Source organism: Ensifer sp. 22521 (assembly GCF_052044795.1).
Taxonomy (GTDB): domain Bacteria; phylum Pseudomonadota; class Alphaproteobacteria; order Rhizobiales; family Rhizobiaceae; genus Ensifer.
This window is the reverse complement of record NZ_JBQENM010000005.1, coordinates 64,223-85,225: the sequence shown is the minus strand read 5'-3', so window position 1 is coordinate 85,225 and position 21,003 is coordinate 64,223. Positions and strand designations below refer to the sequence as shown.

General features: G+C 63.1%; 19 protein-coding genes. 10 read left to right on the top strand and 9 right to left on the bottom strand.

The genetic code is table 11. The features are described from left to right. Positions 1-125: 125 nt before the first annotated feature. Positions 126-1,436: a xylose isomerase gene (gene xylA, locus ACTJKE_RS08335; protein WP_440691673.1), complete on the bottom strand. Its 1,311-nt coding sequence runs from the start codon at positions 1,434-1,436 to the stop codon at positions 126-128. Between the two features lie 29 nt (positions 1,437-1,465). Between xylA and ACTJKE_RS08330 the strand changes: the two genes are divergently transcribed. Further along, positions 1,466-1,954 (top strand): nuclear transport factor 2 family protein, encoded by a 489-nt coding sequence (locus tag ACTJKE_RS08330; protein WP_375293082.1) that lies wholly within the window; start codon positions 1,466-1,468, stop codon positions 1,952-1,954. 38 nt (positions 1,955-1,992) lie between these two features. Here ACTJKE_RS08330 and xylB read toward each other — a convergent pair whose 3' ends face one another. The 5 genes from xylB to ACTJKE_RS08305 all read right to left on the bottom strand — a co-directional run bounded on the left by xylB (position 1,993) and on the right by ACTJKE_RS08305 (position 8,848). Further along, complete coding sequence (gene xylB, locus ACTJKE_RS08325; RefSeq protein WP_440691671.1) at positions 1,993-3,447, bottom strand: xylulokinase; 1,455 nt, start codon at positions 3,445-3,447, stop codon at positions 1,993-1,995. A 62-nt stretch (positions 3,448-3,509) separates the two neighbouring features. Continuing rightward, positions 3,510-4,547, bottom strand: coding sequence for a LacI family DNA-binding transcriptional regulator (locus ACTJKE_RS08320; RefSeq protein WP_093233570.1), 1,038 nt, complete (start codon positions 4,545-4,547; stop codon positions 3,510-3,512). 165 nt (positions 4,548-4,712) lie between these two features. Continuing rightward, complete coding sequence (locus tag ACTJKE_RS08315; protein ID WP_440691669.1) at positions 4,713-5,786, bottom strand: metallophosphoesterase; 1,074 nt, start codon at positions 5,784-5,786, stop codon at positions 4,713-4,715. A gap of 209 nt (positions 5,787-5,995) precedes the next feature. Continuing rightward, positions 5,996-7,585: a DHA2 family efflux MFS transporter permease subunit gene (locus ACTJKE_RS08310; protein ID WP_440691667.1), complete on the bottom strand. Its 1,590-nt coding sequence runs from the start codon at positions 7,583-7,585 to the stop codon at positions 5,996-5,998. A gap of 54 nt (positions 7,586-7,639) precedes the next feature. Continuing rightward, the gene (locus tag ACTJKE_RS08305; protein ID WP_440691665.1) at positions 7,640-8,848 is read right to left on the bottom strand and encodes an HlyD family secretion protein; all 1,209 of its coding nucleotides are present in this window, start codon (positions 8,846-8,848) and stop codon (positions 7,640-7,642) included. 187 nt (positions 8,849-9,035) lie between these two features. Between ACTJKE_RS08305 and ACTJKE_RS08300 the strand changes: the two genes are divergently transcribed. From ACTJKE_RS08300 to ACTJKE_RS08290, 3 genes are all read left to right on the top strand, one after another. Continuing rightward, positions 9,036-9,704, top strand: a complete 669-nt coding sequence (locus ACTJKE_RS08300) for a TetR/AcrR family transcriptional regulator (protein WP_373419944.1) — start codon at positions 9,036-9,038, stop codon at positions 9,702-9,704. 111 nt (positions 9,705-9,815) lie between these two features. Next, a complete protein-coding gene (locus tag ACTJKE_RS08295; protein WP_440691663.1) occupies positions 9,816-10,661 on the top strand; it encodes a GyrI-like domain-containing protein in 846 nt (281 codons plus the stop codon). Positions 10,662-10,766: 105 nt separating this feature from the next. Then, complete coding sequence (locus ACTJKE_RS08290; protein WP_110880638.1) at positions 10,767-11,516, top strand: TerC family protein; 750 nt, start codon at positions 10,767-10,769, stop codon at positions 11,514-11,516. Positions 11,517-11,753: 237 nt separating this feature from the next. On the opposite strand, the gene ACTJKE_RS08285 is transcribed toward ACTJKE_RS08290, so the two are convergent. Both ACTJKE_RS08285 and ACTJKE_RS08280 read right to left on the bottom strand, forming a co-directional pair. Further along, a complete protein-coding gene (locus ACTJKE_RS08285) occupies positions 11,754-12,134 on the bottom strand; it encodes a VOC family protein (RefSeq protein ID WP_440691661.1) in 381 nt (126 codons plus the stop codon). A 224-nt stretch (positions 12,135-12,358) separates the two neighbouring features. After that, positions 12,359-12,706 carry an ArsR/SmtB family transcription factor gene (locus ACTJKE_RS08280; RefSeq protein ID WP_058325288.1) on the bottom strand — a complete coding sequence of 116 codons (348 nt, stop codon included), beginning with the start codon at positions 12,704-12,706 and terminating at the stop codon, positions 12,359-12,361. A gap of 259 nt (positions 12,707-12,965) precedes the next feature. On the opposite strand from ACTJKE_RS08280, the gene gltX reads away from it, so the two are divergent. Further along, positions 12,966-14,423, top strand: coding sequence for a glutamate--tRNA ligase (gltX, locus tag ACTJKE_RS08275; RefSeq protein WP_065375436.1), 1,458 nt, complete (start codon positions 12,966-12,968; stop codon positions 14,421-14,423). 10 nt (positions 14,424-14,433) lie between these two features. Continuing rightward, positions 14,434-15,930: a lysine--tRNA ligase gene (gene lysS / locus ACTJKE_RS08270; protein ID WP_057254539.1), complete on the top strand. Its 1,497-nt coding sequence runs from the start codon at positions 14,434-14,436 to the stop codon at positions 15,928-15,930. Between the two features lie 97 nt (positions 15,931-16,027). Here lysS and ACTJKE_RS08265 read toward each other — a convergent pair whose 3' ends face one another. Beyond that, positions 16,028-16,687, bottom strand: coding sequence for a hypothetical protein (locus tag ACTJKE_RS08265; protein WP_440691659.1), 660 nt, complete (start codon positions 16,685-16,687; stop codon positions 16,028-16,030). A gap of 261 nt (positions 16,688-16,948) precedes the next feature. Between ACTJKE_RS08265 and ACTJKE_RS08260 the strand changes: the two genes are divergently transcribed. The 4 genes from ACTJKE_RS08260 (at position 16,949) to ACTJKE_RS08245 (ending at position 20,893) form a co-directional block, all read left to right on the top strand. After that, positions 16,949-17,902 carry a nucleoside hydrolase gene (locus tag ACTJKE_RS08260; RefSeq protein ID WP_057254538.1) on the top strand — a complete coding sequence of 318 codons (954 nt, stop codon included), beginning with the start codon at positions 16,949-16,951 and terminating at the stop codon, positions 17,900-17,902. A gap of 88 nt (positions 17,903-17,990) precedes the next feature. Further along, entirely contained in the window at positions 17,991-19,001 is a 1,011-nt protein-coding gene (locus ACTJKE_RS08255) for a ligase-associated DNA damage response exonuclease (protein WP_093233613.1), read from the top strand. Positions 19,002-19,004: 3 nt separating this feature from the next. Next, positions 19,005-20,624, top strand: coding sequence for a cisplatin damage response ATP-dependent DNA ligase (locus tag ACTJKE_RS08250; RefSeq protein ID WP_440691657.1), 1,620 nt, complete (start codon positions 19,005-19,007; stop codon positions 20,622-20,624). Positions 20,625-20,707: 83 nt separating this feature from the next. Beyond that, positions 20,708-20,893, top strand: coding sequence for a DUF3008 family protein (locus ACTJKE_RS08245; RefSeq protein ID WP_057254536.1), 186 nt, complete (start codon positions 20,708-20,710; stop codon positions 20,891-20,893). The last annotated feature ends 110 nt before the right edge of the window (positions 20,894-21,003 follow it).

The window sequence follows — 21,003 nt, the reverse complement described above, 5'->3', positions numbered from 1 at the left end:
AGATTCCCGAGAGATTTGTAATCGATTTCATATTGCGGCCCACCTGGTCGCCGACACCCCGTAGTCGTCGCAAACCGGCGGCCCGGAGAGACCGGGCCGCCGCGCGCGCAAACTCGCGAGAGTGCTTAGACGTAGCGGTTGACGACGTTTTCGAGCAGTTCCTGCTTGCCGGACTTCGGCTGCGGGTTAAGGTCGGACTTCAGCACCCAGGCTTCGATCTCCTCCAGCGAGAAGCCGCCGTCGAGCATCTTCTTGGCTTCCTGCACCTGCCAGCCGGCGTAACGCTGATCGAGCGGAGCGGAAAGCGCCTTGTCCTCGATCATCTTCGCCGCTGCCTTCAGGCCACGGGCGCAGCAGTCCATGCCGCCGATGTGACCGATCAGCAGGTCTTCCGGGTCGATCGACTGGCGGCGCAGCTTCGCATCGAAATTGGTGCCGCCGGTCTTGAAGCCGCCGCCTGCGAGAACCTGGTAGTAGGCGAGCGCCATCTCCGGCACGTTGTTCGGGAACTGGTCGGTGTCCCAGCCGGACTGGTAGTCGTTGCGGTTCATGTCGATCGAGCCGAAGATGCCGAGCGCATTGGCAAGCGCCAGCTCGTGCTCAAAGGAGTGGCCGGCAAGGATCGCATGGCCCTGCTCGATGTTGACCTTGACCTCGTTTTCGAGACCGTAGTTCTTCAGGAAGCCATAGACGGTCGCGACGTCGTAGTCATACTGGTGCTTGGTCGGCTCCTGCGGCTTCGGCTCGATCAGGATCGCGCCCTTGAAGCCGATCTTGTGCTTGTACTCGACGACGAGATTGACGAAGCGGCCGAGCTGGTCGAGCTCGCGCTTCAGATCGGTGTTGAGCAGCGTCTCGTAGCCTTCGCGCCCGCCCCACAGCACATAATTCTGGCCGCCGAGGCGCTTGGTCGCGTCAAGGCAGGTCTTTACGGTCGCGGCGGCAAAGGCAAAGACATCCGGATCCGGGTTGGTCGCCGCACCCGACATGTAGCGCCGGTTGGAAAAGAGGTTTGCCGTACCCCACAGCAGGTTGACGCCGGTCTCGGCTTGCTTCTTTTCGAAGTGGTCGACGATCTCGTTGAGGTTCTTGGTGTTCTCCGCAAAGCTCTTGCCTTCCGGGCGCACGTCGGCGTCATGGAAGCAGTAGAAGGGAACGCCGAGCAGGTCGAAGAATTCGAAGGCGACGTCGGCCTTCAGCTTCGCCGCGTCCATGGTGTCCTTGAACCAGGGGCGCTCGAAGGTCTGGCCGCCGAAGGGATCGCCGCCCGGCCAGACGAAGGTGTGCCAGTAGGCGACGGCAAAGCGCAGGTGATCTTCCATGCGCTTGCCGAGAACAACCTCGTCCTTGTTGTAATGACGGAAGGCAAGCGGGTTGGCGCTATCAGGGCCTTCATACTTGATCTTGGCGATATCGCCGAAAAATCCTGTGCTCATGGGTTTGGCTCCTCTCAAGGATGATGCGAATGGGATGGATTTCGGCCGGCGTCGCCCGTTCGATAGGCGCGGCCATTACGTGGAAGGTAATTGGTTTCATTCCCTCGTCCGGCGATAGCTGGGGCATCGAAACGCCAAACGAAAGGAACACTTCGATGCACGACTTCAACGCCATCGCCGAAGCCTACATTGCCGCCTGGAACACAACCGACGCCGCCGCCCGCTCTGCGCTGATCGAGAAGGCGTTCACCGCCGACGTCGCCTACCGCGACCCGATCATGCAAGGCGACGGCCACGCCGGCATCGATGCGCTGATCGCCGGCGTCCACGGCCAGTTCCCCGGCTTCCGCTTCACGCTGAAGGGGGCTGCGGACGGTTATGCCGACACGATCCGCTTTTCCTGGGCGCTCGGCCCGGAGGGCGTTGCCTCGGTTATCGAAGGCACGGATGTCTGCCAGATCGAGAACGGCCGCCTGAAGACGATCACCGGCTTTCTCGACAAGGTCCCCGCCCGCTGAGCGGCCGGCACCCGAACCGGATCTGCGGTGCAGCGTCGTCACGACGCCGCACCCCTGATCGCCGGATAGAGCTCGCGGTAGCGCTGGTAGCTCGCCTCATAGACTGAGACCAGCGACGCTTCCGGCGCGATGGTTTCGGCAGTGAGCGGCGCATAGCAGGTGGCGACGGGATCCGCGCCCGTAGCGGCAATCAGGCCCAGGCGGGCTGCCCCGAAGGCGGCACCGAAATCGCCGTCGGCAGGCAGATCGACCGGCAGGTCGAGTGCCGTGGCGATCGACTTCAGCCAGTAGCGTGAGCGCGAGCCGCCGCCGATCGCGGTTACCCGCGACAGCGTCGTGCCGGCGGCGCGAAGGGCCTCCAGGCTATCGCGAATGGCGAAGGACACGCCTTCCATCACCGCCTGGGCCAGCACCACGCGGCTGCTTTCATGCCCTAGCCCGACGAAGGCGCCGCGGATCGCCGCATCGTTGTGCGGCGTGCGCTCGCCGGAGAGATAGGGAAGGAAGGTGACGCCGGTCGGCGCCTTCAGGTCATCACCAAGCTCGGCGCTCAAATCGACAGCACTGCGCCCGGCGATGCCCGAGTACCAGTTGAGCGCATCGGTCGCCGACAGGATGACGCCCATCTGGTGCCAGGTGTTCGGCAGCGCATGGCAGAAGGCGTGTACGGCGCTTTCCGGATTGGGCAGGTAACTCGCATTGGCGGCAAAGAGCACGCCCGAGGTGCCGAGCGAGACGAAGGCATGTCCTTCGCCGACGGTGCCCATGCCGCAGGCGGACGCCGCATTGTCACCGGCGCCGCCGGCAACCACGACGTCACCGGAAATCCCCCAGCGCGCTGCAAGCTCCGAACGCAGCCTGCCAGCCGCCTCGGTCCCTTCGACCAGGCTCGGCATCTGCTTCTCGTCCATGCCGGTGGCGGCAAGCAGGCTCTTCGACCAGCGCCGCTTGCCGGTGTCGAGCCAGGAGGTGCCGGCGGAATCGGACATTTCCGACATGTGCTCGCCGGTCAGCCATAGGCGCAAATAGTCCTTCGGCAACAGTACCCAGCGCACCCTGGCAAAGATCTCCGGCTCGTTGGCGCGCACCCAGGCGAGCTTCGGCGCCGTAAAGCCAGGAAAGACGATGTTGCCGGTGATCGCCCGGAACTGCGGGTCGGCGTCGAGCGCTGCCGCCTCGCGGAAGCTGCGGGTGTCGTTCCAGAGGATGCAGGGCCGAAGCACCCGGTCGTCGGCATCGATGAGCGTCGCACCGTGCATCTGGCCAGAAAGGCCGATGCCGCGCACGGCTGCAAGTTCCCTGGGGTGCGCTGCCTTCAGGCCGGCAATCGCCTCCTCGGTTGCGCGCACCCACTCGGCCGGGTCCTGCTCCGACCAGCCGGGATGCGGCCGCGAGACGTCGAGCGCGCCGGAGGCCGAACCGATGATGCGCTGGTCGCCATCGATGAGCATTGCCTTGACGCCCGAGGTGCCGAGATCCAGTCCGAGATACATGCTTGCCTCCATTGAGCAATTCCAGACCGGTTTGCCGTCCGGAACCGCGCAGTTCCAAATCGTTACGCCGGCTCGACCGGCAGGTTATCCCTAAGGAAAATCTCGATGCGGATGCGCTCCTGCGCCCCGATCACCGCGAGTCCATCCGCACGGGCCTTCAGCACGCGGATGGCGCTGCGCACCTCATGCCCGGCATCCTGATTGAGGAGCGCGTCCAAGGTGCCGGAGGCGAGTGCCGCGCGGCTATGCGGTGTCAGCTCGTGCGCGATGGCGCAAATATCAGCCTGACGCCCGGCCTTTTCGAGTGCTGCGATCAGGCCGCGATTGCCGGCGCCGAGACTGTAGATGCCGGCGAGGTCCGCATGATCGGCGACAAGTCCCGACACAAGGTTCTCGACTTCGGTGGGATCGTCATGCCCCTCGACGACGGGCAGAAGCCGGCGGCCCGGGGCGCTTTCGGCCATCGCCGCGCTGAAACCTTCGAGGCGATCACGATGGTCGCGCACCAGCATCGAGCCGGCGACGATCGCGACCGGTCCTTCGCGACCGCTGAGGAAACGCCCCATCAAGGTGCCTGCGGTCCGGCCGGCGGCGATGTTGTCGACGCCGGCAAAGTGATCACGCGACGATCCCGGCAGATCGGAAACCAGCGTCACGACGGCAATACCGTCTTCACGCAGCCGATCGACAGCCGCAACGACCTCGGGCGCATCGATCGCAACCACGGCGACACCGGCAGGGGCGAGTGCCCGCGCCTTTTCCAGCGCCGCAGCCAGGGCCGCCTTATCGAAGGCCGGGACGGAGAGCACGGTGATCGCGGTGCGCTCGACCGCAGACCGCACTTTCGCCGCCTCCACCTCGACCGCAAGGCCGCGCATGAAGGTGTTGTCGCCCTCGGGCAGGATGAAGATCAGCGGGTAGATGCGGCTCTTGGCGAGATTGGCGGCGGCGACGTCACGCACATAGCCGAGCGTCGTTATGGCGCGCTCGACCTTGTCGCGGGTGACACCGCGCACGCCGGGACGATTGTTCAAAACCCGGTCGACGGTGGCGAGACTGACCCCGGCTTTAGCAGCGATATCGTGAACTGTCGGACGCATGTTTTCCTCCGGGTTCTGCCTTTAGAGGAATTTCTGATGTACGTAAATCAGAAATCTTCAAAACGGCGAAAACAGGCGTCCGCGCGCCGGCGGAAGGACGGCACGCTGTCACTTTAAACGATTGATTCCGAATGATTTAACGAGTGTTGTGAAACTTGCCGGATACTAGCCGAGCCGCTTGCTGAAAGCGGTAGTAAACGCGACCTCTCGGTGCACGGAACCGGCCTCGGCCAACACTACGTCCATGAAGCCGTTGGTGACGCGCACAACCGCAAAGCCGCCCATATAGGCAGCCTTCGGCTTGATGAGGTCGAGCCCGCCCTGCCGGTAGATCATTGCGGTTTCGTGCTGGTGTCCGTGGAACAGGCCGATGACGTTGTAGCCCTTGAGCGAGTCGAGCAGCGCCTGGCGCTGATCGACACTCCACCAATGCGGCGCGCCATCGCCTTCATCATCGAAGGTCTTGGCCTTCACATCCCAGACCTCGGTCGAAAACGCGTCCCAGCCATAGTGCTGGAACAGTATGACGGGCCGGCCATCGCCGGCATAGGCAGCCAGATCCTGTTTCAGCCAGGGCAGCGCATTCACCGCGCCCTTCGTCTCATCGCCGCCGAAGCGCTGCAGCTGCACAAGGTGCAACCCGCCCCAATCCCAGGAGTAGCAGTCCGAAAGCGGGTCGTAGTTGGTCACCGGCACCGGCGGCTTGTAGAAGACCGTCTGGCGATGATTGAGCTCGACATAATCGCGCAGCTCGCGGCGATACCAGTCGATATGCGGCGGCGGGCCGTCCTGGTCGAGGTCATGATTGCCGAGCCCGACGAATACGGGCATGTGGACGCGATCGCTCCCTGCCCCTTCCTGATAGCGGCTGGAGAACTGCTGCAGCTGCCGCCCTTCCCGCGGCTGGCGTACCTGGCCGCCGCCGTCGTCGGTGATGTCACCGCCAAGCACCAGGCCGAGTGGCTTGCCGATCTGCCGTCCGGCACTTGCGAGACCGCTCGGCTTGCCCGCGACCGTTTCCGGCCAGCGCATGGCATGCACGGCGTTGAGCGCCGCCACATGGCGCAGCAGGTTCGCGTCGGTCTTGCCTTCCGCCGCGCAGTTCGGCGCGAGCCCCTCGATCGAAACGAGGCAAGCATGAATGTCGTTGGAGAACAGGAACGTCGCATCGATGGCCGGTGCGGCAGCGCGACTGCGCGAGGCTGCAAGCCCCAGCCCGACGCCGGCAAGGCCCGTCATGAAAGACCGCCGTGAGATAGCCGTCGAAACCCGTTCCTTCATCCCGCCGCCCCTCGCCATCAGTCGACGGGAGTGTGCAGCAAGGCTCGGCTCGCGTAAACCGTGCGGACTTGCCTGAGGATGGAAACGAGGAAAGACGGGCGCTCGCCCGCCTACCTACCTCTCATGGGAAAGTATGATGGGCCGCCTCGACCCATCATCCTCTTGTCCTAGTGACCGCCGCCGCTGGGGCCGGCGCCCTGCGGCTTCTTGATCATCATCACACCGAGGATCAGCGACAGGAACAGCACCGTCAAAAGCACGAAGATATCGCCGAAGGACAGGATGACCGCCTGCTTCTGCGCCATGGCGGCAAGCTGCTTGACGGCGATCGTCGTGCCGTCGAGACCATGGGCGTTGAAGTTGGCGGCCATGTTGTTGAACCGCTCCATCGCCTCCGGATTGCCCCACTGCACATGCTCGGCGAGGCGCGCATAGTGGAAGTCCTGGCGCTGGGTCAGGATCGTGTTGATGACCGCGAGCCCGACTGCACCGCCGAGGTTTCGCGTGAGGTTGAACAGGCCGGACGCGCCGCGCATGCGCGCCGGCGGCATGGTGCCGAGCGCGATGTTGTTGATTGGCACCATGCAGAGCATCAGCCCGACGCCGCGCAGAATCTGCGGGATGAACAGCTCGTAGAAGTCCCAGTCGGCGGTCAGATGGCCCATGATCCAGGTGCCGGCGGCAAAGCTGGTAAAACCGATCGTCATCAGCACGCGCGGATCGAGCTTGCCCGAAAGGATGCCCGCGACCGGCGCCGTGAAGAACATCGCAAGGCCCGAGACGAACATCGTCTCGCCGATCATCAGCGAATCGTAGCCGCGGATGCGACCGAGATAGAGCGGGTAGAGATAGGTGAGGCCATAGAGGCCGATGCCCATCACGAAGGAGAACATCGAGCCGAAGGCGAAGTTTCGGTTGGCAAAGGCCCTGAGGTCGACGACCGGGAACTCCACCTTGAAGGCCCGATAGAAGAATATGATGGCGGCGATTGCCGAAGCGACTGCGCCCATGACGATGTGCTCGTCATTGAACCAGTCGTTGGTGTTGCCCTCTTCGAGCACATATTCGAGCGCGCCGAGGAAGATCGCCATCGAGGCTAGGCCCCACCAGTCGAACTTCTTGAACAGGCCGAGTTCCGGCTTGTCGAAATCGATGAAGGTCCAGGTGAGCGTCGCGACGATGATGCCGGGAATGACGTTGACGAGGAACAGCCAGTGCCAGGAGAAGGCGTGGCTGAGATAGCCGCCGACGGTCGGGCCGATCGTCGGCGCCAGCGTCGCGATCAGGCCGATGATCGGCGAGACGATGTTGCGCTTCGACGGTGGGAAGATGGTGAAGGCTGCCGCAAACACCGACGGGATCATGCCGCCGCCGATGAAGCCCTGGATGGCGCGATAGACGATCATCTGGTCGATGTTCGTCGCCGTTGCCGCAAGCGCGCTCGCCGCGGTGAAGCCTGCCGCCGAAACCGAGAACAGCACGCGCGTCGAGACGATGCGCGCTAGCGTTCCCGACAGCGGGATCATGATGACTTCGGCGATGAGATAGGAGGTCTGCACCCAGCCGATCTCGTCCGAGCCGGCCGACAGGCCCGCCTGGATTTCGGCGAGCGAGGCCGAGACGATCTGGATGTCGAGGATGGCCATGAACATGCCGACGACCATGGCGAAGAAGGCGATCAGCCTCTTCGGATCCATATGTTCCTCGACCTTCGGTGCGGCGGCCGCCACCGAACCTGCTGTTGCCGTTGCGGCCATCTCAGCCACTCCTTGCAAAGGCGCGCCTTGAGGCGCGCCGGCGTTTGGGCCTGATTACTTGGTGGCGGCGACCTTGGTCTGATCCGGCGCCGTGCGCATGTCGACGTCGACGACGACGCTCAGGCCCGCACGCAGGTGTCCTTCGGCCAGCACGTCGGCCGGGAGCGTGATGCGCACCGGCACGCGCTGGATCACCTTGGTGAAGTTGCCGGTGGCGTTTTCCGCCGGCAGCAACGAGAAGACCGAACCGGAGGCTGGCGAAATCGAGGCAACGGTGCCTTCGATCGCGTGATCCTCATAGGCATCGACATGGACTTTGACCTTGGAGCCCGGCACCAGATGGGCGATCTGGGTCTCCTTGAAATTGGCGTCGATGTAGAGCTGGTCGACAGGAACGAGGGCAGCGAGCCGCTGGCCGGCCGAAACGAGGTCGCCGACCTGCACCGCCACGTTGCCGACGATGCCGTCATAGGGCGCCTTCAGGACGGTGAAGCCGAGGTCGCGATTGGCCTTGTCGCGCGCAAGCTCGAGCGAGCGGATCTCGCTTTCGGCTTCGGTGCGCTGGGCTTCGAGAACCGTGATGCTCGCATTGGCAGCGGCGATGTTGGCATCGGCGCCGGCAAGGTTCGCCCGTGCCTGGTCGAGCGCCACATCGGCGTTGTCAAGCGAAGCGACGGTGCCAACGGCCTTGGACTGGAGGTCGCTTGCGCGCTTCTGCGCAAGCTCGGCGCCGCGCACCGTCGCTTCGAGAGCCTTCTTCTGCGCTTCGGTCTGGGCCAGGCTCGCCTTGGCACCGGCAATCTGCGCATCGAAACGGCTGAGTGCAAGTTTCTGGGTGGCAATCTTTGCCTCGGCCTGCTCGGCAGCGATACGATAATCGCCATCGTCGAGGGTAACGAGAGGATCGCCGGCCCTCACCTTCTGGTTGGCGACGGCATCGACCTTGGCGACGTATCCCGAAACCTTCGGCGAAATCGTCGCGATGTCGCCTTCGATATAGGCGTCATCGGTCGAGACCATGAAGCGGCCATTGGTCCACCAGTCGTAGCCGAACCAGGCGCCGGCGGCGAGAAGCGCCAGACCGAGCACCGGAACGATGGGCTTGCGCGCCTTCTTCGGCGGCTGCGCCGCTTCTGCGGGAGCCTGGACAGCGGCCTGCTCCGCCGCAGGCGCCTTTGCCTCAAGCGCGGTTTCCTGCTGCACTTCAAAATTCTCGTCGACTGGACGGACGCGAGCAGCGCTGGATGTGTTGGATGCGGACATTGGGCACCGGCCTGGTTAAAGATTGCTGAACGAACTGAACCGTTCGGTTCGATCGAGCTTGACATAGGCCCTTTCTGGTCGCATATCAAGAGGAAATCGAACCACGCGGTTCGATGACTGAAATTTAATGCAAGCAGGACGGAAACAAGCGACCACCATGAGCACGGTGAAGACCGGAACCCAGGACATGATCCAGCCGAATGTCGGCCAGGACGAAGATCTCTTTTCGATGGGCGGCCGCCACGCCGCCGGCGAGGACCCCGCCAAGCGCGAGCAGATCCTCGAAGGTGCCCGGCGCGCCTTTCTGAGCCAGGGTTTCGACGCTGCCAGCATGAACGACATCACCCGCGAGGCCGGCGTCTCCAAGGGTACGCTCTACGTCTATTTCGAGAACAAGGAAGACCTGTTCAAGGCTCTGATCATCAAGGGCAAGACCCGGGTGGTCCAGACCGCCAAGCACGCGCTCAACGATCACGACGACGTCGAGGAATCGCTCTACGATTTCGGCGTGACGCTGACGACCAGCATGACGGCCGAAGAAACGATCCGCTCCATGCGCATGGTGATCGGCGTGATCGATCGCATGCCGCATCTGGCCGAGCGCTTCTTCAGCGAGGCGCCGGAAAACGGTTATACCGTGCTCAAGGCCTATCTCGACCGGCAGGTTCCTGCCGGTACTCTGGATATCGACAACACCGAGATGGCCGCCCGCCAGTTCATCGAAATGGCGCAGGCCGGGCTCTTCAAGCACCGCCTGTTCGGCGGCATGTGCACCGCACCGCCGAAGGAACAGATCGAGGCGACGGTGACCGCCGCCGTCCGCGTCTTCATGTCCGCCTACGGACCGAAGAAATAGGACGGCTGGCGCCGAACTCATCCGACCCCTCCGGCGTTACAATCCAGCAATTGCGATCAAGCGCGCCTTCCGGCAAGACCCTATCACCAGGGCGCTGCCAAAGGAGTGATGATGAGTGCCATCGGACGCGCGGTCTGGTTCATCGAGAGCCATTTCGCAAGGGACATATCGCTGGATGAGATCGCCGGGGCCGCTGGCCTCTCGCGCTTCCATCTCTCGCGCGTTTTCGGGCTGGTCACGGGCCGTTCGATCAGCGCCTATATTCGCGGCCGGCGCCTCAGCGATGCCGCTTACGCCCTGGCCGATGGTTCCCTCAGCATTCTTTCGGTAGCCCTCGAAGCGGGCTACAACTCGCACGAGGCTTTCACCCGCGCCTTTCGCGACCAGTTCGGCGTGACGCCCGAGACGGTGCGCAAGCAAAGGCACGTTCGAAACATCGAACTGATGGAGCCTTTAAGAATGGACGATACCCGCCTTCTCAAGATCGACCCGCCGCGCTTCGAAGACAGCCCGCCCCTGCTTCTGGCGGGCCTAGCGGAAACCTGTGCCTACAGCCGCACCGAGGGCATCCCTTCGCTCTGGCAGCGGTTCAACCGCCACTTCGGCAACATAGCCGGCCAGAAGGGCGACATCGCCTACGGCGTCTGCACCCAAAGCAATGGCGAGGCCGGAACCTTCCGCTACATGGCAGCCGCAGAAGTCAGCGAAACCGACGACCTGCCGGAGGGCTTTTCGACGCTGAAGCTGCCGAAGCAGCGTTATGCCGTCTTCCTGCACCGCGGCCACATCTCAGCGATCGCCAAGACCGCGGACCATGTCTTCGGCACCTGGCTGCCCGAGTCCGGACTTCAGCACGGCGAAACGCCTGATCTCATCGAACGCTACGACGATCGTTTCGATCCGCATTCGGGCATGGGCGTCGTGGAATTGTGGATTCCGATAAATCGTAAACGGTAAAGCGCCGCCGCAAATAGCGGCGGCGCTTGTCACCTCCGCGATGTTTCTTAAATACTTTCGGCGATTCTTGCGCGACGACGCGCCACCCACAAAGGAAGATCGCCGATGCAGGATATCCTGTTGCTTGCCCAAGACCCCGCCGCCTGGGTCGCCCTCGTCACGCTTGTGGTCATGGAGGTGGTTCTCGGCATCGACAACCTGATCTTCATCTCGATCCTCACCAACAAGCTACCACTGGAGCATCGCGAAAGGGCCCGCCGCATCGGCATCGGCCTCGCCCTCGTCATGCGCCTTGCCCTGCTCGGCACCGTTGCCTGGATCGTCAAGCTGACGACGCCGGTGTTCGAGGCCTTCGGCCACGGCTTCTCCTGGAAGGACATGATCCTGATTGCCGGTGGCCTGTTCCTCGTCTGGAAGGCGACCAAGGAAATCCACCACAATGTCGATCCGGCCGATCATGGCGAGGACTTCATCGCGTCTTCGGCGATCAACAGCTTCGGCGCTGCGATCGCTCAGATCCTGTTGCTCGACCTTGTCTTCTCCGTCGACAGCATCATCACCGCCGTTGGCATGACGCCGCACCTGCCGATCATGGTCATCGCCGTGATTGCCGCCGTGACCGTGATGCTCGTCGCCGCCAATCCGCTCGCCAACTTCATTGAGAAGAACCCGACGATCGTCATGCTGGCGCTCGCCTTCCTCTTGATGATCGGCACGACGCTGATTGCCGAAGGCATGGGCCTGCATGTGCCGAAGGGTTACATCTACGCCGCCATGGCTTTCTCGGCCCTTGTCGAAATCCTCAACATGGTCGCGCGCAATGCGCGGCTCCGGAAGGCTGGCAAACTCAACTGACGAGTTGAGCCCACGACGGTCTCATCACGAAAAGGCCCGCATCGCCGATGCGGGCCTTCTTGTTTGCGGGAGTTCACGAAGACGCGGGGCCGACCCGACCGGCCGTCAACCGCGAGCCTTCAGCGAAAAGCAGGATTGCTCCTTCTCTCTCGCTGAGCCATGCCAGTGGCTGGCTCCGCGCCTTCTGATTGGACAACGCGTCTCCCGAGGAAACGTTCCGCTGACCTCCGGTCCGGTTCATACGTCTGCGCGATGACCGACTTCGACCAGAATGTTGCCGGGAATGACCACATAGAAGACGTAGGCGCCGTGCCGGTCCTCCGGTGCGATCACCTGGGCGCCGGATCCACGCATCCGCCCGTAGGCGTCTTCGACCTCGGCCCGCGCCGGCAGCAGGAAGCCGATGTGGTAGGTCTGGGCACCGAGGTTCACCTGGTCGCCGCCGCCAAGTGCCGTGATCGGCGGGCTGACGACGAGCACGAGGCCGAAACTATCCGTCAAGCGATAGAACGCGTCCTTGCCGCGCTTTTCGACCAGCGTCAGGCCGAAATGGTCGATGAGGAAGGAAGCCGTTTCGGCAACGACGGGGCTATAGAGGTCGATATGATTCAGTCGCATGTTCACAGTCTCCGTGTTCGAGAAACGCGGCGGACTGCGTCGATATGCATACCCCGCCGCGGACCGATGCGATTGCATCGGAACCACGTCGTGGGTTCGAACGGGACGTTCGAGCAGAGCTTCGTTAGAAAACCGAAGGGACCGGGCTTACCATATCCGGTCCTGCCTTTTTCGACGCATCCTGCTTACAGCAGAACGGAAGCGGACGGAAGATGGAATGGCGATCAGTTCTTTCCGGCGTCCGGATCGATGTGCTGGAGTTCCTGCAGATAGGCGTCGAGACGATCGAACTTCTGCTCCCAGAAGCGACGGTAGCTGTCGAGCCAGCTGTTGACGTCCTTCAGCGGCGCGGCCTCGAGCCGGCACGGGCGCCATTGCGCTTCGCGGCCCCGGCTGATCAGCCCGGCGCGCTCGAGAACCTTGAGATGCTTGGACACTGCCGGCAGGCTCATTGCGAAGGGCTCCGCCAGTTCGCCGACCGAGGCCTCTCCGAGGGCGAGACGGGCGAGGATCGCCCTTCGCGTTGGGTCGGCCAGAGCTGAGAGCGTCGTCGACAAACGATCTTCCGGCATTTTCTAAAAAACCTTTCAGTTAAATAACCTTTCGGTTCATTATCCCTCAGGGGAGGCAGTGTCAACAAAAACCGACGTGGTCCACTTTCCGTTGACATGATCGGTGTTCTATGGTCTCACGCGAGCCGACTGGAATAGCCTGCCGATACCGCTGTTGCGGCACCCTTGCGGGCCTTTCCTTCCCATAAAATGCGCGCCCCGGCGGTCGGATTTCTTTTCCGGCAAGGGGCGAAAAGCACGTCAGACGGGCAAAAAGACCATGGCAAATTCAGCAGTCCGGGTACGCATCGCACCCTCCCCCACCGGCGAGCCGCATGTCGGCACGGCTTATATCGCTCTGTTCAACTACCTCTTCGCGAAGAAACACGGCGGCGAGTTCATCCTGCGCATCGAAGACACCGATGCGACCCGCTCGACGCCGGAGTTCGAACAGAAGGTGCTGGACGCGCTGAAATGGTGCGGGCTCGAATGGTCTGAAGGTCCTGATGTCGGTGGTCCCTATGGCCCCTATCGCCAGAGCGACCGCAAGGACATGTACCGTCCCTATGTCGAGAAGATCGTCGAGAACGGTCACGGCTTCCGCTGCTTCTGCACGCCCGAGCGGCTCGAACAGATGCGCGAGAGCCAGCGCGCCGCCGGCAAGCCGTCGAAGTATGACGGCCTTTGCCTCAACCTTACAGCCGAAGAAGTGACGTCGCGCGTTGCCGCCGGCGAGCCGCATGTCGTGCGCATGAAGATCCCGACCGAGGGTTCGTGCAAGTTTAACGACGGCGTCTATGGCGACGTCGAAATCCCGTGGGATGCCGTCGACATGCAGGTGCTCTTGAAGGCCGACGGCATGCCGACCTACCACATGGCAAACGTCGTCGACGACCATCTGATGAAGATCACCCACGTCGCCCGCGGCGAGGAGTGGCTGGCTTCCGTGCCGAAGCACATCCTGATCTACCAGTACCTCGGCCTCGAACCGCCAAAATTCATGCACCTGTCGCTGATGCGCAATGCCGACAAGTCGAAGCTGTCGAAGCGCAAGAACCCGACGTCGATCTCCTACTACACCGCCCTCGGCTATCTGCCGGAAGCGCTGATGAACTTCCTCGGCCTGTTCTTCATCCAGATCGCCGAAGGCGAGGAGTTGCTCACGATCGACGAGCTCGCGGCAAAGTTCGATCCGGAAAACCTGTCCAAGGCCGGCGCGATCTTCGATATCCAGAAGCTCGACTGGCTGAACGCGCGCTGGATCCGCGAGAAGCTCTCGGAAGACGAGTTCGCTGCCCGTGTGCTTGCCTGGGCGATGGAAAACGACCGCCTGAAGCAGGGCCTGAAGCTCAGCCAGTCGCGCATCTCGAAGCTCGGCGAACTGCCGGATCTCGCAAGCTTCCTGTTCAAGTCCGATCTCGGCCTGCAGCCGGCTGCCTTCGCCGGCGTCAAGTCGACGCCCGAGGAACTGCTCGAGGTCCTCAACACCGTTCAGCCGGATCTCGAAAAGATCCTGGAGTGGAACAAGGAGTCGATCGAAGCGGAACTGCGTGCGGTCGCCGAGCGCATGGGCAAGAAGCTGAAGGTCATCGTGGCGCCGCTCTTTGTGGCGGTTTCCGGCTCTCAGCGCTCGTTGCCGCTGTTCGACAGCATGGAAATCCTGGGCCGCGCCGTGGTACGCCAGCGCCTGAAGGTTGCCGCCCAGGTGGTCGCCTCCATGGTCGGCAGCGGAAAGTAAGGAGAGCACGATGAACGACAAGACCGAGACCACTGGCCTCTCCTCCGACGCAACTGAAGTCCGCGCACAGAAGCTGAAGCTGCTGCGCGAACAGATCGGCGACGTCTATCCGGCGCATTTCCACCGGACGATGAGCAATGCCGAACTCACCGCGAAATACGAAGGCCTGGAACCGGACACCGAGACGCAGGACGTCGTCACCGTTGCCGGCCGCGTCTATTCCTCGCGCAACTCGGGCATGTTCATGGACATCCATGACGCCTCCGGCAAGATTCAGATCTTCAGCCACAAGGACGTGACGAGCGAAGAGGCCCGCGGCCTGCTGCCGATGATCGACATCGGCGACATCATCGGCGTCACCGGCGTCGTGCGCCGTACCAAGCGCGGCGAGCTGACGATCAACGCCCAGGCGATCACCATGCTGACGAAGTCGCTGCTGCCGATGCCCGAGAAGTGGCACGGCCTCTCCGACATCGAAATTCGCTACCGCAAGCGTCACCTCGACATCATGACCAACGAGGAATCGAAGCTGCGCTTTCAGAGCCGCAGCCGCATCGTTTCCGGCATCCGCCGCTTCATGGAAAACGACGGCTTCATGGAAGTCGAAACGCCGATGCTGCATTCGGTCTACGGCGGCGCTACCGCCGAGCCGTTCAAGACGCATCACAACACGCTGAAGCTCGACATGTTCCTGCGCATCGCGCCGGAACTGTACCTGAAGCGCACGCTGGTTTCGGGCCTCACCGACAAGGTCTTCGAGATCAACCGCAACTTCCGCAACGAAGGCGTCTCCACCCGGCACAATCCGGAATTCACCATGATGGAGTGCTACTGGGCCTATGCCGACTACGAGGACATCATGGACCTCGTCGAGCGGCTGTTCGCCGAGCTGGCGATGGCGATCCACGGTTCGACCGAATTTGCCTACGGCGACAAGGAAATCTCCTTCAAGGGTCCGTTCCGCCGCGTGCCGATGCCCGACGCCGTCAAGGAAGCGACAGGCATCGACTTCCTGGCGATGAAGACCGACGAGGAAGCCCGCGCGGCCGCCAAGGCTGCCGGCTTCGAAGTCGAGAAGGACTGGACCTGGGGCGAGTGCCTCGCCTTCATCTTTGAAGAAAAGGTTGAAGGAACGCTGATCCAGCCGGCCCACGTCACGCATTTCCCGAAGGACATCTCGCCCTTCGCCAAGGAAGTGCCGGGCGAACCGCGCCTGGTCGAGCGTTTCGAGACCTATTGCAACGCCTGGGAACTCGGCAACGCCTTCTCGGAACTCAACGACCCGGAAGAGCAGCGCGCCCGCATGGTCGAGCAGCTCGAACAGGCGCATGCTCGCGGCGAAAAGGCCAAGCAGCTCGACGACGAGTTCCTCGATGCCATCGACCAGGGCATGCCGCCGGCCGGTGGCCTCGGCATCGGCGTCGACCGCCTGATCATGCTTCTGACCAATGCGCCGTCGATCCGCGACGTCATCCTCTTCCCGGCACGCCGCCAGAAGGCTGATTGATCAAGGTCGCATTGCCATGAACACGAAGGCCCGCCGCACCCGCGTCGGGCCTTTTTATTTTCTGATGATGATCCGACGTCTCGGACGCAGCGTGGTCTCAGTGACCGGCCGGCGCCTCGGCCGTCTCCTCCGGCTTGGCCTCGTGTTCGGCACCGCCCGCGTCGGCGGTCTTGGCTTCGGCCGGATCCACGGACGGATCGATGCACGACGAGTGGTCGTCCATCGCTGCCATCATCGTGCGGATATCATCCATCGACAGATCGACCGTCTTGCCATGAAAGACGCCGGCAGAATTCGCCGTGCCGGCATTATAGGAAGCGCGGAACGTTTCGCTCATTCCAGGCACGCTCTGCGGGCCGGGAGCGAAAAGCACTTCCGCCCCGATTGCGGCTCCGCGAACCTGCGCCCGATCCTCCGGGCCGGCCGCGTCGAGCACGACGACCTGATAGAGATCGGCGCCTTCGGCCTTCGCCAGCGCGCCGACCACACGCAGGGCCGTGCGCATGCGCGTTTCGCCATCGGCGCGATCGGTCTTGACGTGCATGCGGATCCAGCGCTGGCCGTTGTGGCTGAGCTTGAGGGTCCGCAGCATCGTGCATTCGAGACCCGAGGTATTCGGCTTGGAAAGCCCCGCCATCAGTGCGTCCCGGCTGACATAGACGGCGGCCCCGCCGGATGCGGCCGAAACGCCGAAGGCGGCCGCGAGGATGACGAGCAGCCTCTTCGATGGCCGAAACTTGCCGAGGATAGCCTTCACGAGGGTGACTCCGCCGTCATATCCAGGAATTGCAGAAAAGCCCGAAAGGGCGCGCCTCAACATTAGGCGCGCCACCCTTTCGGAAAGTTTAAGCTGCTGCGAGGGAGCCCGCCATGTCTGCCGGTGCAGCGATGTTCCAACGGAAACCGGCCAGGAAGGCGCTCAGTCTCGGCCCAGGCGCCCGCGAGGGAGATTGACTTTCACAGCCATCTTGCCTCCATTGCGGGCCGTCAAACACAAGAACAAGAAAAGAAGAACGCAATGCACAAAGTCATCTTTGATACGGACCCGGGCATCGACGATGCGATGGCGCTGCTTTTCCTGCATCGTCATCCGGCTATCAACCTGATCGGCATCACCACTGTCTTCGGTAATGCCTCGGTCGAAACCACCACCCGCAATGCGCTGTTCCTGAAGCAGCAATGGGGCATCGATGCACCGGTTGCCAAGGGCCTCGACAAGACCTTCGACCCCGACCGTCCGCATGTCGGCTGGCCGACCTTCATCCACGGCGACGACGGCCTCGGCAACATCGATGTCCCGGAGACTGTCGACCTGCCGATCGACCCGCGCCCGGCGCACCGCTTCATCATCGATACGGTCCGCGCCCATCCGGGCGAAGTGACGCTGATCGCCGTCGGCCGCATGACCAACCTGGCGCTGGCGCTGCGCGAGGATCCGGATTTTGCCGCACTCGTGCGCGAAGTCGTCATCATGGGCGGCGCCTTCGACGTCAACGGCAACATCACACCCGCTGCCGAAGCCAATATCCACGGCGACCCGGAAGCCGCTGACGTGGTGATGACGGCCGCGTGGCCGGTCACCGTCGTCGGCCTCGACGTCACCACCCAGACCGTGATGACCAAGGCGATGATCGCCGACATAGCCGAGCGCGGCGGCGAGGCCGGCAAGCTGCTTGCTGACATCTCGAAGTTCTACGTCACCTTCTACGAGCAGCATGTTCCCGATGGCATGGTCGTGCATGACAGCTGCGCCTGCGCCTATGTCGTGGCGCCCGATCTCTTCACCGTCAGAAGCGGATCGATCCGTGTCGTCTGCGGCGGCATTGCCGACGGCCAGACGATCCAGAGCCCCGACAACAGGCTCTTCCCGCCGAGCCCGTGGGACAATCTGCCAAGCCAGAAGGCCTGCATCGACATCGATGCGGCCCGCACGCTGAAGCTGATCAGCGACACGCTTGTCTTGAACGACTGAACCTGATCGAGGCGCGACCGATGTTGCGCCTTGAAAAACTTGAACAAGATGGCTGGCGGACGCGCGTTCGCCGGCTATCTTTATGTCCATGAAACCGGACGCCCTGCTCTATCCCGCCCCCAAGGGTCTCTACTGCCAGATTGGCGATTTCTACATCGACCCGGTGCAGCCGGTCGAAAGGGCGCTCATTACCCATGGCCATTCCGACCATGCCCGCGCCGGCCACGGCCAGGTGCTCGCCACCCGCGAAACCCTCGACATCATGCGCATTCGTTACGGAGATGGATTCTGCGGCACGAGCCAGGCGGTCGAACTCGGGGAAAGGCTGACGCTGAACGGTGTCGAGGTGGGCTTCCATCCCGCCGGCCACGTGCTTGGCTCGGCACAGATCTCAGTGCATGCCAACGGTATCCGCATCGTCGTCTCCGGCGACTACAAACGGCGACGGGATCCGACCTGCACGGGTTTCGAACCGGTTGCCTGCGACGTGTTCATCACCGAGGCCACCTTCGGTCTGCCGGTCTTCCACCACCCGGACGACCGGGCCGAGACGCGCAAGCTGCTCACCTCGCTTACCCAGTTTCCCGAACGGACCCACGTGGTCGGCGCCTATGCGCTCGGCAAGGCGCAGCGTGTCATCGCGCTGCTGCGCGAAGAGGGCTACCACCAACCGATTTTCATTCACGGCGCCCTGCAGCGGCTGTGCGACTACTACCAGAGCCAGGGCATCGATCTCGGCGAACTCCGCCCGGCAACACTTGCCGCCGACGAAAAGCAGGATTTCAGAGGGACCATCGTGATCGGTCCGCCCGCCGCCTTCGCCGACCGCTGGTCGCGGCGCTTCGCCGATCCGATCGCCATCTTCGCCTCCGGCTGGATGCTGATCCGGCAAAGAGCGAAGCAGCGCGGCGTCGAACTGCCACTCGTCATCTCCGACCATTGCGATTGGGCCGAGCTCACGCAGACGATCACCGAGATTGCTCCCGGCGAAGTCTGGGTCACGCACGGCCGCGAAGAAGCACTGGTGCGCTGGTGCGAGCTGCAAGGCATCGCCGCCCGCCCGCTGCATCTCGTCGGCTACGACGACGAGGGAGAGTGACGGATGCACGCCTTTGCCGAGCTGCTCGATCGCCTCGTCCTGAGCCCACAGCGCAACGCCAAGATCCGCCTGCTTGCCGATTACTTCCGGACCGCGCCGGATCCGAGCCGCGGATATGCGCTTGCGGCAATCGCCGGCACGCTGTCGCTGAACACGGTCAAGCCGGCGATGATCCGGGACCTGCTGCTCGAACGCATGGACGCCGTGCTCTTCCAATATTCCTACGATTATGTCGGCGACCTCGCCGAAACGGTCTCGCTGGTCTGGGAACCGCCGGCTGGTACGGTTCAATCGGACATCCCGCTGGGTGCGGCCATCGAGCGCCTGCAGATGACCGGGCGCGCCGACGTGCGCAGCGTCGTGCGCGACATGCTCGACCACCTGGACACCTCGGCGCGCTTCGCCTTCCTCAAACTGGTGACCGGAGGTCTGCGCATCGGTGTATCGGCGAAGCTCGCCAAGCAGGCGCTTGCCGACATGGGCGGCAAGGATGTCGCCGAGATTGAAACGCTCTGGCACGGCCTGTCGCCGCCCTATCTGCCGCTCTTCCGCTGGCTCTTGGGCGAGGCGGATAAGCCCGAGCTTTCGACGCCGGCGGTCTTCCACTCGGTCATGCTCGCCAATCCCGTCGCTGAGGGCGATCTCGACGCGCTCGACCCCAGGGATTTCGCGGCCGAATGGAAGTGGGACGGGATCCGCGTACAGCTTGCCAATATCGGCGGCGTCAAACGTCTTTACTCCCGCAGCGGCGACGAAATTTCCGGCGCCTTTCCCGATGTGCTGGAGGCCGCGGACTTCACCGGCGTCATCGACGGCGAACTGCTCGTCGGCGGCACGGCGCGCACCAATCGCGCAACCCGAAGCTTCGCCGACCTGCAACAGCGCCTGAACCGCAAGACTGTCAGCCACAAGCTCATCGAGGCCTACCCGGCCTTCATCCGCGCCTATGACATTCTCTTTTCAGGCGAGGAGGACGTTCGCCCGCAAGGCTTCGTCACACGACGGGCAATGCTTGCCGATCTTGTGGAAAGTGCTGCGCCACAACACTTCGACCTCTCGCCGCTGGTGCCGTTCTCCTCCTGGGACGAGCTCGACCGGCTGCGCGCCGACCCGCCCGATCCAGTCATCGAAGGCATCATGTTGAAACGGCTCGATTCGCCCTATACGCCCGGCCGTGTCAAAGGTCCCTGGTTCAAGTGGAAGCGTGCGCCCTTCAATATCGATGCGGTGCTGATGTATGCACAGCGCGGCCACGGCAAGCGCTCGAGCTACTATTCCGATTACACCTTCGGCGTCTGGACTGTCATCGACGGGAAGGAAACGCTCGTACCGGTCGGCAAGGCCTATTTCGGCTTCACCGACGCCGAGCTGGAGCTTCTCGACCGGTTCGTCAGGGACAACACGACCGACCGTTTCGGGCCCGTCCGTGCCGTCAGGGCCGAACGCGATTTCGGTTTCGTCGTCGAGGTGGCCTTCGAAGGCATCAACCGCTCGACCCGGCACAAATCCGGCGTGGCCATGCGCTTCCCCCGCATTGCCCGCCTGAGACAGGACAAGCTGCCACGCGATGCCGATCGCCTGGAGACGCTGCAAGCCATGATCGAGGCCCGGGAAGGCGCGTAGCATCGCGCTATTCATCCGAAAATCTCGGAACACCGGCGACAGCTGAGCGTTGGGAGGGGCTATCAACCGAAAGGCGGTGTTCCATGCCAGCCAAATCGAAGGCTCAGCAGAAGGCAGCCGGTGCGGCCCTGGCCGCGAAACGCGGAGAGACCAAGAAGTCCAGCCTCAAGGGCGCGTCCCGCGAGATGGAAAAATCCATGACGGAAGGCGAGCTCAAGGAACTCGCCGAGACCAAGCGCAAGAAGCTACCCGAGCGCAAGGGCGGTTGAGTGCGAAACCTCGAATAAAAGAGCTGGCTAAAACAAGAATTATTAAGACCCTTTTGGGATTATCCGGGTCGATACACAGCCATTCGCGTGCCGCCGGGGTGATTTGTGCC

Excerpts from the sequence above, each read along its gene's own strand:
- xylA (WP_440691673.1), bottom strand. The coding sequence starts at position 1,436 with ATGAGCACAGGATTTTTCGGCGATATCGCCAAGATCAAGTATGAAGGC.
- ACTJKE_RS08330 (WP_375293082.1), top strand. The coding sequence starts at position 1,466 with ATGGGATGGATTTCGGCCGGCGTCGCCCGTTCGATAGGCGCGGCCATT.
- xylB (WP_440691671.1), bottom strand. The coding sequence starts at position 3,447 with ATGTATCTCGGACTGGATCTCGGCACCTCGGGCGTCAAGGCAATGCTC.
- ACTJKE_RS08320 (WP_093233570.1), bottom strand. The coding sequence starts at position 4,547 with ATGCGTCCGACAGTTCACGATATCGCTGCTAAAGCCGGGGTCAGTCTC.
- ACTJKE_RS08315 (WP_440691669.1), bottom strand. The coding sequence starts at position 5,786 with ATGACGGGCCTTGCCGGCGTCGGGCTGGGGCTTGCAGCCTCGCGCAGT.
- ACTJKE_RS08310 (WP_440691667.1), bottom strand. The coding sequence starts at position 7,585 with ATGGCCGCAACGGCAACAGCAGGTTCGGTGGCGGCCGCCGCACCGAAG.
- ACTJKE_RS08305 (WP_440691665.1), bottom strand. The coding sequence starts at position 8,848 with ATGTCCGCATCCAACACATCCAGCGCTGCTCGCGTCCGTCCAGTCGAC.
- ACTJKE_RS08300 (WP_373419944.1), top strand. The coding sequence starts at position 9,036 with ATGATCCAGCCGAATGTCGGCCAGGACGAAGATCTCTTTTCGATGGGC.
- ACTJKE_RS08295 (WP_440691663.1), top strand. The coding sequence starts at position 9,816 with ATGAGTGCCATCGGACGCGCGGTCTGGTTCATCGAGAGCCATTTCGCA.
- ACTJKE_RS08290 (WP_110880638.1), top strand. The coding sequence starts at position 10,767 with ATGCAGGATATCCTGTTGCTTGCCCAAGACCCCGCCGCCTGGGTCGCC.
- ACTJKE_RS08285 (WP_440691661.1), bottom strand. The coding sequence starts at position 12,134 with ATGCGACTGAATCATATCGACCTCTATAGCCCCGTCGTTGCCGAAACG.
- ACTJKE_RS08280 (WP_058325288.1), bottom strand. The coding sequence starts at position 12,706 with ATGCCGGAAGATCGTTTGTCGACGACGCTCTCAGCTCTGGCCGACCCA.
- gltX (WP_065375436.1), top strand. The coding sequence starts at position 12,966 with ATGGCAAATTCAGCAGTCCGGGTACGCATCGCACCCTCCCCCACCGGC.
- lysS (WP_057254539.1), top strand. The coding sequence starts at position 14,434 with ATGAACGACAAGACCGAGACCACTGGCCTCTCCTCCGACGCAACTGAA.
- ACTJKE_RS08260 (WP_057254538.1), top strand. The coding sequence starts at position 16,949 with ATGCACAAAGTCATCTTTGATACGGACCCGGGCATCGACGATGCGATG.
- ACTJKE_RS08255 (WP_093233613.1), top strand. The coding sequence starts at position 17,991 with ATGAAACCGGACGCCCTGCTCTATCCCGCCCCCAAGGGTCTCTACTGC.
- ACTJKE_RS08250 (WP_440691657.1), top strand. The coding sequence starts at position 19,005 with ATGCACGCCTTTGCCGAGCTGCTCGATCGCCTCGTCCTGAGCCCACAG.
- ACTJKE_RS08245 (WP_057254536.1), top strand. The coding sequence starts at position 20,708 with ATGCCAGCCAAATCGAAGGCTCAGCAGAAGGCAGCCGGTGCGGCCCTG.